Origin of the sequence: Marinobacter sp. LV10R510-11A (assembly GCF_900215155.1) — a bacterium.
GTDB lineage: Bacteria > Pseudomonadota > Gammaproteobacteria > Pseudomonadales > Oleiphilaceae > Marinobacter.
Genome location: NZ_LT907980.1, coordinates 1,701,004 through 1,716,705 on the forward strand (window position 1 = coordinate 1,701,004; position 15,702 = coordinate 1,716,705).

The 15,702-nt window shown below is 51.8% G+C and carries 13 protein-coding genes and 1 tRNA gene; 10 read left to right on the forward strand and 4 right to left on the reverse strand.

Annotated elements, in window-relative coordinates; translation table 11 throughout:
• Positions 1–49 precede the first annotated feature (49 nt).
• Positions 50–349 carry a hypothetical protein gene (locus CPH80_RS08100; RefSeq protein WP_096276772.1) on the forward strand — a complete coding sequence of 100 codons (300 nt, stop codon included), beginning with the start codon at positions 50–52 and terminating at the stop codon, positions 347–349.
• Between the two features lie 80 nt (positions 350–429).
• Positions 430–3,273 (forward strand): insulinase family protein, encoded by a 2,844-nt coding sequence (locus CPH80_RS08105; protein WP_227520411.1) that lies wholly within the window; start codon positions 430–432, stop codon positions 3,271–3,273.
• Here the strand turns inward: CPH80_RS08105 and CPH80_RS08110 are convergent.
• Positions 3,266–3,895 (reverse strand): TIGR04282 family arsenosugar biosynthesis glycosyltransferase, encoded by a 630-nt coding sequence (locus CPH80_RS08110; RefSeq protein WP_096276774.1) that lies wholly within the window; start codon positions 3,893–3,895, stop codon positions 3,266–3,268. The two genes, CPH80_RS08105 and CPH80_RS08110, sit on opposite strands and share 8 nt — an antisense overlap.
• The gene (locus CPH80_RS08115) at positions 3,882–4,589 is read right to left on the reverse strand and encodes a TIGR04283 family arsenosugar biosynthesis glycosyltransferase (protein ID WP_096276776.1); all 708 of its coding nucleotides are present in this window, start codon (positions 4,587–4,589) and stop codon (positions 3,882–3,884) included. Before CPH80_RS08115 ends, CPH80_RS08110 begins: the two co-directional genes overlap by 14 nt.
• 86 nt (positions 4,590–4,675) lie before the next feature.
• Between CPH80_RS08115 and CPH80_RS08120 the strand changes: the two genes are divergently transcribed.
• Positions 4,676–4,752, forward strand: a tRNA-Arg gene (locus CPH80_RS08120).
• A 194-nt stretch (positions 4,753–4,946) separates the two neighbouring features.
• Positions 4,947–6,167 (forward strand): tyrosine-type recombinase/integrase, encoded by a 1,221-nt coding sequence (locus CPH80_RS08125; RefSeq protein ID WP_096276778.1) that lies wholly within the window; start codon positions 4,947–4,949, stop codon positions 6,165–6,167.
• 19 nt (positions 6,168–6,186) lie between these two features.
• Here the strand turns inward: CPH80_RS08125 and CPH80_RS08130 are convergent, their stop codons facing one another.
• The gene (locus CPH80_RS08130) at positions 6,187–6,873 is read right to left on the reverse strand and encodes a hypothetical protein (protein WP_157746868.1); all 687 of its coding nucleotides are present in this window, start codon (positions 6,871–6,873) and stop codon (positions 6,187–6,189) included.
• A gap of 190 nt (positions 6,874–7,063) precedes the next feature.
• Between CPH80_RS08130 and CPH80_RS08135 the strand changes: the two genes are divergently transcribed.
• The 3 genes from CPH80_RS08135 (at position 7,064) to CPH80_RS08145 (ending at position 10,201) form a co-directional block, all read left to right on the forward strand.
• Positions 7,064–8,476, forward strand: a complete 1,413-nt coding sequence (locus tag CPH80_RS08135; protein ID WP_096276782.1) for a hypothetical protein — start codon at positions 7,064–7,066, stop codon at positions 8,474–8,476.
• Between the two features lie 175 nt (positions 8,477–8,651).
• Positions 8,652–9,125, forward strand: a complete 474-nt coding sequence (locus tag CPH80_RS23155; RefSeq protein WP_319823052.1) for an AlpA family phage regulatory protein — start codon at positions 8,652–8,654, stop codon at positions 9,123–9,125.
• Between the two features lie 179 nt (positions 9,126–9,304).
• On the forward strand, positions 9,305–10,201 hold the full coding sequence (locus CPH80_RS08145; RefSeq protein WP_096276784.1) for a protein rep: 897 nt from the start codon (positions 9,305–9,307) through the stop codon (positions 10,199–10,201).
• Between the two features lie 91 nt (positions 10,202–10,292).
• Here the strand turns inward: CPH80_RS08145 and CPH80_RS08150 are convergent, their stop codons facing one another.
• Entirely contained in the window at positions 10,293–10,595 is a 303-nt protein-coding gene (locus CPH80_RS08150) for a hypothetical protein (protein ID WP_096276786.1), read from the reverse strand.
• Between the two features lie 137 nt (positions 10,596–10,732).
• Here CPH80_RS08150 and CPH80_RS08155 point away from each other — a divergent pair, with 137 nt between their 5' ends.
• The 3 genes from CPH80_RS08155 to CPH80_RS08165 all read left to right on the forward strand — a co-directional run bounded on the left by CPH80_RS08155 (position 10,733) and on the right by CPH80_RS08165 (position 15,632).
• Positions 10,733–10,945 (forward strand): AlpA family transcriptional regulator, encoded by a 213-nt coding sequence (locus CPH80_RS08155; protein ID WP_096276788.1) that lies wholly within the window; start codon positions 10,733–10,735, stop codon positions 10,943–10,945.
• A 212-nt stretch (positions 10,946–11,157) separates the two neighbouring features.
• Positions 11,158–12,978 (forward strand): site-specific DNA-methyltransferase, encoded by a 1,821-nt coding sequence (locus CPH80_RS08160; protein WP_096276789.1) that lies wholly within the window; start codon positions 11,158–11,160, stop codon positions 12,976–12,978.
• Positions 12,979–12,980: 2 nt separating this feature from the next.
• Entirely contained in the window at positions 12,981–15,632 is a 2,652-nt protein-coding gene (locus CPH80_RS08165; RefSeq protein WP_096276791.1) for a DEAD/DEAH box helicase, read from the forward strand.
• Positions 15,633–15,702: the final 70 nt, after the last annotated feature.

Sequence of the window (15,702 nt, forward strand, 5' to 3'; positions counted from 1 at the left end):
CCAGGCGTCAATTATTTTCACAGATCAAGCGATATCCGGAAGCTAGACAATGCAGAATGACAACCAAAACACCGAACGCTACATCACCATTGCACGCGCATGCCTGAAAGCCATCAACGACACGGCAAAAAACGCGGGCGACCGGGAGCAAAAAATTCAGGCGGTGTACCAGGCCATCGACAGTGCATTCCAGGAAGAGTTTGCCGATTACCGCCAGTCCGTCGCTATTATGGCAACCGTGCTTGAGCGTATTGCTTCCGGCGAACTCGATGGCGAAAAGGCAGCAGATTTGGCCCGCAAAACTCTCGACCAGCAGCCGGAAAAAACTCGCAAAACAATGATGCACTGAAACATGGTGCACCATTACATTGCCCGACCCGTATACCCTGAAGACATTTACAACAGCTCCTTAACGGATACAGAGGCCCTATGCATATCGGTACCCCAATGAACGCCCGAGCACTAACGGTTAATGCGTTTGCGCTGCTTTTGCTGTTGTTTGTCAGCTCGTTTGCCACGGCCGCACAAACGCCAAGCAAAAGCCCGAACGACAACAACGAATACCGCTTCATTGAGTTGGCTAATGGCTTGCGGGCTATTCTGGTATCCGACAAGAATGCAGACAAAGCCGCCGCATCCATGAACGTAGCCGTTGGCAGCGGTGATGATCCGAAAGAGCGTGAGGGCATTTCACACTTTCTGGAGCACATGCTGTTTCTCGGCACTGAGCAGTATCCCGAGCCCGGCGAGTATCAACAGTTCATCAATAGCCACGGCGGCAGCCATAACGCCTTTACCGCTTTTCAAAACACCAACTATTTCTTTGATATTCAGGCTGATTACCTGGGATCTGCGCTTGATCGCTTTGCCCAGCAGTTTGCTGCGCCCCTGTTTACCGCCGAGCTTGTCGACCGCGAGCGCAACGCCGTTCATTCGGAGTTCAGCGCCAAACAGAAAGAAGACGGCCGTCGCTTCTATTCCGTCAAAAAGGCCACCAGCAACCCAGAACATGCTTTTCACCAGTTCGCAGTCGGCAACCTGACCACACTGAAAAACACGGAAGATAGCCCTCTTCGGCCCGACCTGATCGAGTTCTGGAAAAGCCATTACTCTGCGAACTTGATGACTCTCGCAGTCTATGGGCCACAGCCTCTGGATGAGCTTGAGACCATGGTGCAGTCGCGTTTCGACGCCATAGAGAATCGCAATCTGGAAGCACGGGCCCATACTGCCAGCCTTCTTGAAACCGATTCACTACCCGCGAAGGTAACGGCACAAGCCATCAAAGATGTGCGCAGCCTGTCGCTGTCTTTCCCAATTCCATCCCAGCAGGAAAACTACCGCACCAAGCCCGCCAGCTACGTTGCCAACCTGCTGGGCCACGAAGGGCCAGGAAGCCTGTTTGATGTGCTCAAGAAGAACGGGCTGGCAGATAGCCTGTCGGCAGGCATCGGCATGGACACGGGCGAGAACGCTACATTGGACATCAGCATTGCGCTTACACCCGAGGGCCTGCGCAAGCACGAAGAAATTCTGCCTCTGGTATTCCAATACATCGACATCATTCGTGAGCAGGGCATAAGCCAGCAGCGCTTTGAAGAAATGCAGCGCTTGGCACAAATCGATTTTCGTTTTCGCGAACAAGGCGACCCAATACATGAGGCCATGCGCCTGTCGAGCCAACTCCAGGACTACCCTGCCGATGACATCCTCAGCGCGCCCTGGTTGATGGAACGCTACGCGCCAGACCAATACCGGGCGATTCTTGCCAAGCTGACACCGGATAACGTGATGGCTTATGTGTTGGCACCGCAGCCTGAGTTGAAGAACCCAAACCTCACCCAATGGTATGAAGCACCCTGGGAAATTGAACCCTTGGATACCGAAACACTTTTGGCTAAGGCTTCAGATCCTCTCGTGAAGGAGCTTCGCCTTCCGTTACCCAACCCGTTTGTGCCGGAAAACCTAGCCATGGTGCCGGGCAAAACCATGAACCAGCCCGAGTTGCTGAGCAACAACGGTATGGCTATCTGGTTTGCCAGGGACACCCGCTTCAACACCCCTAAAGCCAGCGTGTTTTTCAGCCTGCGCACCCCGGCTGCCCGCGTATCCGCACGTAGCCATGTGCTGACGCAGCTACTGGTAGACAGCATAAACACCAACCTGAACGCTTGGGCCTATTCCGCTCGCCTTGCAGGGCTGGATTACAGCATCTACCCGCACTTACGCGGGATCACAGTGCGGGTCGGCGGCTACAACGACAAATTGCACACCCTGATGAACCGTATTCTCATGCAGGTGTCGGCACCGGAGATCACCCGGCAACGGTTTGGTATCTCACAGCAAAATCTAATAGACAGCCTGCAGAACAAAGCCAAAGACCGACCGGTTGAGCAAACATCGGAGTTTATCCAAACCGCTCTGCTTGAGGACACTTGGAGCACAGAAGAAAAGCTCGAGGCCGCCCGAAGCGTAACCCTCGACGAGCTCTTGTCTTTCACCGAGACACTACTCTCCGAAGTTGACCCAGTGCTTCTGGCTCACGGCAACATTACGCAAGCCTACGCGTTGAACATAGCCAAACAGGTTAATGCGATTGTTCTGGGCAAGAGTGACTTTGTACCGGTTGAGCGCAGCCATGTTCGCAAGCTGCCGGCAGAGGAAATTCTGGTCTCCCTCAACGTAAAGCACCCAGACACCGGGTACACCCTCTACACGCAGGGCAAGAACACCAGCTTTGAAGAACGCGCCCGGTTCCGCCTACTGGCGCAGATTATAAGCAGCCCATTTTATGAAGAGCTCCGCACCACCCGCCAGCTCGGCTACATTGTGTACGCAACGCCGTTTGAAATGCTCGAAACACCGGCTCTGGGCTTTGTGGTTCAATCCCCCACCGCCAGCCAAAGCGAAATAGACCAGGCGGTTCGCGAATTTACAAAAGGCTTTGAGAAGACCCTCAGCAATCTAGACGAGAAGCGACTAGAGGGTGAAAAAGAGGCGGTGATCAGCAGCATTCTGGAGCGGGATCGCCAGCTGGGAGAGATTTCAGGGCGCTACTGGAGCGAGATTGACCGGGATTCGGAGGGCTTTGATTCCCGCGAGAAGCTCGCCCAAGCCGTCAAATCTGTAAGCCTTGAGGAGCTAAAAGCCACCTTCACGGATGCGGTATTAAACCGAGACCGAGCGCTGCGTGCAGTAACCGGAGGAGAAGGGTTGAGCGCGAGCGAAGCCCGCGACCTTATTTTGCAGCAACCGCCGGTGACTGCTAAATAAGCTGAAACCGCGCCCAGTCCTCGGGCTCGTCCACATCCCAGCGGGGCTCCAGCAAACCAACGCTGAGCCCCAGCTTCTTCAGCCGCTGGCAAGTCTGCTCGAGAACAGCTTCCGTGCCCCACTCAATGCCATCCAGCATGTGCGGAACCACCCGGCGCGCGCCGATCAGCACATAGCCACCATCATCCGACGGACCTAAAACCACATCGTATTCCTGCAAACTGGCCACCGCCTGATGCACGTATGCCGGCTCAACCGAAGGGCAATCGCTGCCCACGATCAGAGCCAAGGCGTGAGCCTCAAGGCCAGTGCCAAGCGCGTCCAGCATGCGATCGCCCAAGTTAGTGCCCTGTTGTATTTTCTGCCCTAGGCCCCGCTGTTCAATCGTGCGAACAACACCCTGCGCATCCGCCGGCACAGAGTCTACTGCCCTATCCCACCAGAACTGCACCGTAAGGCCAGAGCCACACAAGTTATCCAGCACAGCAAGCGTGAGCGTTAAATGTGCATCCAACGCCCCAGAAACACCCAGCGCGGGAATAAGGCGTGTTTTTACCCGGCCAGCTTCCGGCCACTTGGCAAATTGCATCAACAATGCATTGGGGGCTTCAGTCTTTGGCATTACGAACGTCCGAACGGTAGGAATGAACAAGCGTTTCTGGTGATTCGCCGCGCCAATAACGCCAACGTAAACGCCACATAAGAAAAATCGTGTGCCAAACACCCCCCTGGTCCCAGCGCCGGCTATCCGTAGTCACCGGTTCCTCAATACAGAAGGGTCGGGAAACCAGGCGAAGCCGACTCGAAAACTCAATATCTTCCATAATCGGCAGGCTAGCAAACCCACCCAACGCCTCAAAAACGTCCCTGCGCACAAACAAGGCCTGATCACCCGTGCAAATACCCGTTAACCGCGACCGCTGATTCATAAACCAGGCAATCACCCGGAACATCGCACTTTGGCCACTTAGGCGCACATCAAAACGACCCCAGGATTTATCGCTTTGAAAAAACTTATCCAGGTAATTCAATGCACTTGAAGGAAGGCGAGTATCCGCGTGCAAAAACAGCAGAACACCGCCTTTAGCAACGAAGGCGCCCGCATTCATCTGAACGGCCCTGCCCTTTCCTGCCTGAACCACCACATCCGCCAGCGGGCTTGCCAACCCGGCCGTGCCATCGGTGCTGCCGGCGTCCACAACAATCAATTCGTGGCCCGCAGCACGCAGCGGCTGCAACGCCTCAAGTGTTTCCACAACGCCCGCCGCCTCCATCCAGACAGGCACAACGATGCTTAACGACAAAGGATCAGACAAAGCACACTCCCAGACAAGCAGAAAACACGGCCACACCTTGAGCCATAAGCCTTAGGCCGTTATCATACCGACCTTCTGAAAGAAGCGCCTTCGTAGCTCATCTGGATAGAGCGTCCCCCTCCTAAGGGGAAGGTAGCAGGTTCGAGTCCTGCCGAGGGCACCAGTCAACGTTCCGCACCACTCCATAACATCTTATAAATCCCTGTTTTTAAACATTTTTAAAGAAGCGTCAATCCTTATCAATCCATAATAATCCGCTGCAACCTATGCATCCTGGGGGTACATCTGGGGGTGCAAACCGAAATGCATCCCGTTATAGTATCTTTTATACCCCCAATATGAGCTAAAGCCCCTACTATGGCCACAAACAAGCTGACCGACAGACAGATCAAGTCCGCAAACTTTGAGAACTACGGTAAACGCATCAAGCTCTCCGATGGGGCTGGCATGTATCTGGACATTCAGCCGTCTGGCAAATACTGGCGCATGAAATACCGCTTCGGTGGAAAGGAGAAAACACTTGCTTTGGGGGTATACCCGGATGTCTCGTTAAAGTTAGCCCGTCAGCGGCGCACAGAGGCACGGGAGCAGATTGCCGACGCCGTTGACCCTAATGAGGCTAAAAAACAGGAGAAAGCCGCACTTCAGGAAAAGGCCGATACGTTCAAAGCTGTGGCAGAAGATTGGCTAAAACTCAAGAAGGACGAGCTCGCTGACAGCACTCTTGAAGTTGCCCGCAAGAGACTCGAAACCTGGACCTACCCCAAACTTGGCCACATTCCCATTGCTGAGATCAAGCCAATTATGGTGCTTGAGGCTCTCCGTGCAATCGAGAATCAAGGCAAGTACGAAACCGCTCATCGACTCCGACAGCGCATTGGTGAGATCTTTCGGTTTGCCGTAGCTGAGGGGCGCGCCGAGATAGACCCTACCGCCACATTGAAGGGCCTGCTCAAAACCGTTCCTACTCAACACCGATCTGCCATTACCACCCAAAACGAGCTCGGAAAGCTGCTCAGAGCTATCGAGGCATACGGCGGCCACGCTTCAACCAGGGCAGCTTTAAGGCTGGCCCCTATGCTATTTCTGCGGCCAGGCGAACTTCGCAACGCTGAATGGAAGGAGATCGACCTCGAATCCGGCTCGTGGATCATTCCAGGTAGACGTATGAAGGGCACTCAAAAAGCAAAGAGAGCAGGACAGGTTCCGGACCACATAGTCCCTTTGTCGATACAAGCAGTTGCCATTCTGAAAGAGCTACACACCATTACTGGTCACCAAGAGCTGGCATTTGAATCAGTAAAGCGAGGTCGCCCACTTTCGGAAAACACAATTAACGTGGCCCTGAAGTCTATGGGTTATGACGGCACCACAATGGTTGGCCACGGATTTCGAGCCACCGCCTCGACCATTCTTCATGAACAAGGCTGGCAACCAGAGATTATTGAACTTCAGCTCGCGCATAAACAGCGAAACCAAGTAGCCGCTGCCTATAACCGTTCCGCACGTCTTGAAGATCGGAAGAGGATGATGCAGGAATGGTCTGACTATCTAGAACGGATTAGAGAATCTGACTAACACCTGTGAATTTTCCGCATCAGCTCTGAACAGAGTGGGAGCCCAGATGACTGAGAACCTCATCCCACGCATCGGCCACAGGCTTAAGCTCTTCAGATGAACCACCTGGGGAAGCAAAGGTGAAAAGATTTTCAACACTCCCCCCCGCACTAACATCAACGCGAACATCAAGATCATCAGCTGCACACTTCATGATTGCGTTCACCAGTTTTTCAAAAGCTGCCAAGCGAGCCAGCCTCCCGGAAAAACTTTTCTCTTGTTGAGCCAACCCTGCATCCCTAGCTTTCAGTTCAGTCTCTTTCTCGTATAGTACTTTAAAGTCCGCTTTGATCAACTGGCGCTGCTTCTTTAAAGCGAAGCTCTCCCCTCTTCTGATTGCAGCTTCATCGTTTATCAGATTTTCAACCAATGTTGATTGGCGCAGCCTGCTAAATTTGGACATCGATTCCAATTTGGCACACACAGAATCTTTCAGATCCAAACGCTTGATTGATCTCTTCTGGCCTTCCCGAACAAGACTTGCTCTCTTTTGCCTTACAGAATCCTGCAGTAACCGGAACCGATATTTGCGACTATCGGAGCCCATCAACTCCATGACCATTTCAGCCAACTGCTCTCTTCGCGACATTCTTGTTGCAGACCTTTTGCGGTTATCGGCTGGAAGCTTCTCACCGTTTTCCTGAAGGTACCCAATCGCGAAATCCACGAGCCCATCGCTCTGCACTCGATCAGTCCACCTTTCAATTCTTGAGTTCAATTAGGACACCATCTCATTTAATAACGCTTATTATCAGACCAAATCATACTAATTTACAATATCATGAACACAACGTTGTGCAAACGTTAAGGTTCATGAGTATCCTATACGGTACCTACTAAATATAGTGAATATTGTCATGCTTCTGCTCGTTTCACATATCAGTTGTTCACCATTTGCGAAGTTCTTCCTACTGAAATTCACGGCGCGCTACGGCGATCAGTCTCCCTGGGAGGCGCAGGTAACAGCATTTATTCGTGCGGTAGATTTGCCGAAGTCGAGATTCTACAAGGTAGTCAACGAGCTTCGTTCAGCGGGCATTTTGGAAGTGCACGAGAGCAAACAGACGGAGATTTCGCAGGTTCGGTACCAAGTAAAAATTGAAGAACCGCAAATATGTTCGTTTGCCCGCAGCAAACAACCCCACTTACATAAACGCAAAGTCCACCAGTTACTGACATGGAATTCACTGTCGATCGGTAAACGGCCGCATCAGTTAACGATACCTCAGCGGGTGCTGTTGATTGCTCTGCTCGAGGAAGCCGACGATGGAGGAATCATCAGAAATATCGGCTTCTCCGATCTCGCTCAAAGAACTGGGTTGGCGATACGGCAAGTCAAGAATCAGATGTCAAAGCTCCGGGAATTTCACTACGTTCGGGTTTCACTGCCTGGCGGAAACTCTCCCGGGATAATCGGACGATATAACAGCGTTCATGCGCTAAACCTCCGGCACCCACGTTTCGGAATGGAAATTCAACCAGGAGGGATAGTGATTTTTGCGCAATCCGCCCCCTACATTTCGGACGCGGCTCTGAACTATCTACATCACGAACGCATACAATTCATGCGGCATTTTTCGAAAGGCGCTGCCGCCAAGAATAGGGAAATAAACGAGCGCGATGATTTGGCCAGACTAGCAAAACAGATGGCTAGGCCACCCCTGCCCTCAGCTTGGAACTTTCTCCACTGGGTCAGTCTTGATCTGGCATCAAAAATATTGTCCAAGTTCTGGGTCGAGCTTTCGGAGCTTTCACCTAAAGACCTTCACGCGACCATTCGCGAAGAAATTCGTGTAAATTGGCTTGATGGCTACCGAGCCTTTATGAAAATGCCCAACGAGGAAAATCAGGGTAAAAAAAGACCTGGTTTGGGTAGCCAGCCCGGCTTTCCCTTACTCACGCTGATCGAGGCAGGCTTAACGGTTTCAATAGCCTCGCTCGCCTCGGGTGCAAAAAAAGCCCTCGAAGTCTCGGAAGTACTCCCTGAGCATCCCCAAAACTACCACTACCAAATCCTACCCACAGAACACGAAGCACGGTTCGGACACTTCGCACTGGAGTTCACAGCTCCTCAGGGGCATCAAGAATCGACTGCGACAGGAGGTTCAGTCTCACTGACGTTGATCAACTACAACCCGAAGCAAAACAAAATCGAAACTGAACAAATTGCTGACGTCTATCAGTTAACCGGAAGCACACTTTTGGCCACTGGGTTAGCAGTACCCCCTTTGAGCTGCCCACTACTGACTAAATTTAGAGCGAGAAATTAACTTCTGACTTTGAAGCCCGCACGCGAGCATATCTGTTCGATATTGACTATCCGGAATGACAACAAAGGCCGGTTCTAGATCGACACATTGCCCCCTCACGACCGGGAATCGTTTCTGCAGCACTGATCATTCTCTACACCCCCGTCCGATGGTTTGAACGAATAGGGGGTCAACCATGCAAATTTTTAGACTAAGGGACGTTACCCACACAACCGGCCTTGGCCGTTCATCTGTGTACAAATTCATGAAGCTGGGCACTTTCCCCAACTCTGCAGTTCTCGGAGGCAAGTCAGTCGGCTGGGTCGCAGCCCATGTAAACAAATGGATCATCCAACAAATACGAGCGCGCGATGCAGCTCCCTCAGGCTCAGACCACGTCACCCTCTGGGCAGTCGCCATTACCGGGGATGATACAAGCGAAATAGACCTTCGGGTTCTTCGAATCAGACATGTCATGGCAATGACAGGGCTGGCCCGGTCGACCGTGTACAAATACATCGACGAGAGACATTTCCCACACCCTGTTCCACTGGCCGGGGCATCCGTCGGTTGGATAGAGACAGAGGTGAAACATTGGCTAGCGAAGTGCTTCGATTCTGCCGCCGAACAAACCTACGAAAATCCTGGAATTCTGTCAGAAGTTGCATAACTCCCTCTTTATATTTAATTAATAGACAACATCTCTTCATTAAAAATAATCCTATCTAGCACACCTGAGACCTCAAATTCCGAGTCATCCATCGGCAAATTGGTTCTGATACCGGCCTGTGTCTGCACTCATAACAGATAAATACAAACTAACCAGTTGATGCTTTCTGGAGATCGCTCATGAGCCCTATAAAGCGCAAAAGCACGCCCCTCGAAGACCTTCGTAAATACAAAGAGATGACCCAGGAAACTGCAGGTCATTTCCTATCAGACGGCTGCAGACAAACCGACGGCCACCGGTTACTGAATTGCGCAAAATACGTTCGAACCTATCGAACTCCGAGCAACGACACGTTTATAGATGCCCTTTACTGCAAACATACTCACTGCCCCCTTTGCCAACGGCAAAAAGCACGTAAGTACCGTAGCAAAATCCATCAGCTACTCGACCAAAACCCTTACCTTCTTGACAGCAAGTGGTTGTATCTGACGCTAACTGTTCGCGACTGCAATGTGGAGGATCTTCGGCCCACCGGCGATATTATGGTTAAGGCGTTCCAGCGAATGAGAACACGCAAGTTATGGAAGGATAATGTGCTCGGAGGTATTCGGTTTATTGAGGTTACCGAAAGCCAAGTCGATAGAGAATCCGTTCACCCCCATTTTCATTGCCTTTTGCTGGTAAGGCCGTCCATGTTCGCAGGCAACAATTACGTCTCTACTGTGAAATGGGCAAGCGAGTGGCAGAAGGCTCTCCAAGCTCATTACGAGCCTAAGGTTCATATCAAACGATTCAATGGCAAACCTGACGAAATCAGGAGCCTAATTGTGGGGCATGCAGGTTATTCAATGAAACCCAGAAAGACAGTTCTGGATAGGCGACGATTTCTAATAATGACGCATGAGATGCGCGACCTAAGGCGAGCTGAGTCTTTTGGTATTATTCGAACCCTGTTTTCAGAGCTGAATGGCCATGCAAACTTTGAGGCTATCGAGCAGCTTGAGGAAATTCGTCAAAGCTACGAACCATTCATTCATGTATGGGACGGGCGATCCAATAACTACTGTTCAGATTAACGTTCAACCGATATACGACTGGCAACCGAACGTCTAAGGTATCAGCACCGGCGCCAGTCGATAAAAAATTGAAAGGTGTCTTCCTCAATGGTTAGAACGCTTCAACGCCTTCTTTCTCGCACAATTTTTGATAGGCATTGCCCACAGCTTCGTGCTGAGATGCTGTCAAAGGTTCCGGGTTTAGAGCTGCGTCGTGATAGGACGTAGCATTACCCTGGTCGTCTAAAACGACTCGCCCAAGCTTTTCAGCTTCCATCCGTTTGGCATACAGCTGCTCAGCCACGTTGATTGCTTCATCCTCGGAACGCTCTTTCACTACTATCTGCACCGCGGCCTCTTGCAAAATTGCAGACCGCTCAAAATTTGTATCGTCGGTATTGTTTCCAAAGCTCATATTCAATCTGCCCTAAACTGATGTGTGCCTTCGTGACCACCACAATGAGGCCACCCGTACTCAGAGGTTACACAATATGAAATGAAAGCGGAACTCAACCCGAAGGAGATACTATGACGAACTAAAGGAGAGTGCAGATGAGAGTACTCAGGCTGACAGAAGTGCAAGAAAAAACTGGTTTAGCAAGGTCAACCATCTATAAGTACGTCGATGCTTGCATATTTCCACGACCCATATCTCTGGGAGGCCGATCTGTAGGCTGGATTGATTCCGAAATTTACGAATGGTTGCGGGAGAAACAGGTTGAGCGAGACATGACTCATGGTGCTACGCGAGGCTGGGGCCTCTAATTTTTTCTGGAAACGGCATGGACGTTGGTGGAGCTCAGTGGAAGCTGAATCAGCCCACCCTGGGAAACGCGCAACTAAACGCACCTCAGCCCTACGCTTGAACATGCCACATCTACAGTGCAATATCGCTGCACGAATCTCGCACCCCATTAAGATGCGGAATCACAAATACCCGCCCTCAAGGCGTATTTTGATCGGACCTGGAGTACCTAATGCCAACGCTAGAATTCAAGGGCAAGCAGTTTGTCTACTCACATCACCTCTCGGTGCCGTTTCGAGAGTTGCAGGTGGTGCCGGACAAGTCCCTACCTGTCGAAGGCAAGCAACCATCACTGGACGACAACCTCATTATCCACGGCGACAACCTTGAAGCCCTCAAGGCGCTACTGCCTACCCATGCTGGCAAAGTAGACTGCATCTTTATCGACCCGCCCTACAACACCGGCAACGAGGGCTGGTGCTATAACGACAACGTACGCTCACCGCTGATGAAGGAGTGGCTGAAAAAGTCCGCCAACCCGGTGGACAAGGAAGATCTAGAGCGGCATGAGAAGTGGTTGTGCATGATGTGGCCAAGGTTGAATTTATTAAAAGAGCTGCTTAGTCCAACCGGCGTGATTTTTGCGACGATCGATGATAACGAAGGCCATAGACTAAGGGGGCTTCTAGATGAAATCTTTGGTGAAGAACAACACGTGGCTACTATCGTTTGGCAAAAACGGTACTCTCGAGAAAACCGGGAAGCGATAGGTGATGTTCACGACTATGTTCACGTGTATGCGATGGATAAGGGACACTTTAAAGCCACAAGAAATAAACTCGACCCTACTGAAGACCAGTTGGAGGTGTATCGCAATCCGAACAATGATCCCAAAGGTCGTTGGCGGCCTGTCCCGATCACAGCACAGGCTGGCCATGCTACTAAAGATCAATTTTATGAAATAACGACTCCTTCCGGAAAAGTGCACACTCCCCCAGAAGGACGATGCTGGGGAATGAGCGAGAACACCTTTAACAAGTTGCAAGCGGAGGGTCGGATATACTTTGGAAAAAAAGGCGATGCTCAACCGAATCTAATCCGTTATGCAAGCGAGATTGAGGGCTTTGTTCCATGGACATGGTGGCCTAGTAATGAGGCCGGCCACACTGATGAAGCAAAGAAAGAACTGATGTCCATTATGAAAGATTCCGAACTTGCATTCGATACGATTAAACCCGTTAGACTGCTCCATCGAATTCTTCAGATGGCAACACACAGAGACTCTTTGATCTTGGATAGTTTTGCAGGAAGTGGCTCCACAGCACACGCTGTGCTTGAATTGAACAAATACGATCAAGGTGATCGCCGCTTTATTCTTGTCGAGTGCGAAGACTACGCCGACAGTCTCACCGCAGAGCGTGTTCGCCGGGTGATCAAAGGCTATCCCTACACCGGCACCCTGCGAGAAGAGTTGCATCGAGAAAACATCACCTGGAGTACCTTTGAAAAAAAGCAGGCGAAGGTTCTGGAGCATATCGCCTCCATCGAAAACCTGAACGGCCACGAGTACGATAAGATCAAAAAGCAGATCAAAGACGGGATACTCACCGTCACCGGCGAGCGCAAGGTGAAGGAAACCGCTCCAGGGATTGGGGGCAGCTTTACCTACTGCACCCTGGGAGAGCCCATAGATATTGAAAGCTTGCTTACCGGTAAAGGATTGCCTGGCTTCGACGCGCTGGCACGCTACGTTTTCTATACCGCTACGGGGCAGTCATTGGAAAAGATAGGCAAGCCTGCGCCTGATGGCTTTATCGGTGAGACAGACCTGTTCCGAGTACATTTATTCTATCAGCCAAACAAAGAGTGGCTACGCTCCAATGACTCGGCACTGAACGCCGAAAGAATGGCTGCTATTGGGCAGGGCAACAAGAGCGGAAAGCGCGCCATCGTGTTTGCCGTGGCCAAGTTCATGAGCCAGAAAGAGCTGACCGCCCGGCGCATCGAATTTTGTCAGTTGCCCTATGCCGTCCATCGTATTCTTGGGGGTTAAGCATGGAGTTGAAGGAATACCAGCAAGGCGTATTGAGCAAGCTGGACAGCTATCTGACGGTGCTGGCTGAGCAGCGCGAGCAGGCTCAGGACTTTGTCGAGTTCCAGAAGAATAAGGGCAAGGCATCTACTCTGGGCGATTACTGCCGCGAGGCGTGGGATCAACTCAATACCGAGCGCCTGCTGCCCTATCTCAACCAGGGCGGAAACCCCGTCGTGGCTCCCTATCTCTCTCGGCATGATGGCCAGGGACTATCAACCCCCAATATCTGTTTCAAGGTACCCACGGGCGGTGGTAAGACCTTGCTGGCCACTGCCGCACTAGAACGAGTGCAGACAGATTACTTCAAGCGCCAGACCGGGCTGATATTGTGGGTAGTGCCTTCAGAGGCCATCTACCGGCAAACTTGGAAGCAATTGGCCAACCGAGAACATCCATATCGGCAAATGCTAGAGCGTGCCTCCGGAGGACGAGTAAAACTACTGGAAAAGGGCGATGCCTTCGCTCGCCGGGATGTGGAAGGCCAGCTGTGTGTGATGCTGCTAATGCTGCCCTCGGCGGCACGTAAGTCCAAGGAAACACTGCGCCTGTTTCGCGATAGTGGCCGTTTTACCTCCTTTTTTCCAATGGAAGATGACAGCGAGGCTAACCAGACACTACTCGATCATGTGCCGAATCTGGATCAGAACGATTTGGCGGACATGGGGTTTGGCGAAGGTATTGTGCCCGGTTCGGTCTCTATCAAGCAGAGTTTGGGTAATGTGCTGCGCTTGGTCAGGCCGGTGGTGGTGGTTGACGAGGGCCACAAAGCGTATTCGGACACAGCCCGGGATACCCTGGCCGGCTTCAATCCCCGCTTCATTCTTGAGCTCTCCGCCACACCCAACACCAACAACAAGCATCAATCCAATGTATTGGTGAACGTGCCGGGGACGGATCTCAAGGACGAGGAAATGATTAAGCTCCCTATCAATGTGATCAACGATGGCAAGGGTGGCTGGAAACACACCCTCACTCTGGCACATGCCAAGCAGCAAGAACTGGAGCAGGCGGCACTGGCGTTCCAGAACAAGACCGGGCGCTACATTCGGCCTATCGTCCTGGTACGCGTTGAACGCACTGGCAAAGATCAGCGCGACGCTGGGCTGGTGCACGCAGAGGATGCCCGGGAATACTTGCGTGATCAATTGGGTGTGAAGGAAGAGTATATCCGCCTCAAGACCTCCAGTGATGACGAACTGGCCGATGAAGATCTACTTTCGCCCACATCGCCTGTGCGTTTTATCATCACCAAAGATGCGCTGCGCGAGGGCTGGGATTGCCCATTCGCCTATGTCTTGGCGGTATTGTCACGCACTACAGCCACAACGGCACTTACCCAAATGATCGGCAGAGTGCTGCGTCAGCCCCATGCACAGGCTACTGGGATAGCGGCACTGGATGAGTGTTACGTGTTCACTTTCGATCAAGATGTCACTCAGGCTATTAACGGTGTGCGTAAAGGCCTGGAAGACGAGGGCATGGCCGATCTGGCCTCTAGCGTGAAATCGGTGGATCCAGGCAGTGGGCAGGCGCAGAACATGCGCCGTGAGACTATTGAGCGGCAGGGCAAGTTTGCAGGTTTGCCGCCGATCTTTCTGCCACGAGTGCTTCATCGAGACGCCAGTGTCCCTGAGGGCTATCGGCCACTGGACTACGACCGGGATGTGCTCGGCATTTTGGATTGGGAAGCCTTGCAGTTCCTCGGCGCGGACAAAGCTACCATGGACGCTGATAAACTCGAACGTACGGTGGCCCGCGTTAACTTGGACCGAAAGGCAAAGGAATCTGGCCAAACCATCTTTGAACTTGATCAAGAAGCGGTAGATGCCTTGCCTGAAGAAGGTCTGGATGCACCCTACCTGGTGCGCCAACTCCTCGATGTGATACCCAACCCCTGGCAGGGAATGCGTTTGCTGGAAGAAACTTTCGTCGCTCTGCGGGACAAGGGCGTCACCGATGAGCAAATTTACGTGAATCGGTTCGACTTGATTCAAGCGATGAAGGCGGATCTGCGAGAGCAAGTTAACGCTATGGCCGAAGTCCTGTTTCGGGACAAACTCGATAGCGGCGAGATCACCTTGCGGCTGGTGACCTCCAATGATCCAGCGCTCAACTGGAAGATTGCCGAAACTCTAGAAATTGATGTATCTGATGTGGATCCATTGCTGTATCGCAAGAACGGCACACCGCTGGAGAAAAACTTGTTCGAGAAGGTTTACCAGAGTGAGTTTAATAATCTAGAGAAAAACACTGCCTGGTATCTGGATGAAAGCAAATGTGTGTATTGGTGGCACCGAATTGCCGTCAATCAGCGCTCCTACGGCTTGCAGGGCTGGCAGCGCCACCGAGTTTACCCAGACCTACTGGCCTGCGTGCACGGTGTTGAGAACGGCAAGTTCCGTTTCTCGGTACTGGAAACTAAGGGTGACCATTTGAAGGGTAATGATGATACGGAATACAAACGCAAACTGTTCGAGCTGTTTACCCGATATGCGGATATAACAGCGTCAATCGGCCAGCTTGCGCTTGAAGACCAGGGCGACCCTCTAAGCTTTAGAATGGTTATGGAGAAGGACTGGAAGCAAGGATTAGTAGACGAAGGAATTAAATAGGTAATATGTAGGTAACCAATAATTTGCTAGCTGGGAGCTATCTGCACCGAACTTCGCGACGGTGCGGTGA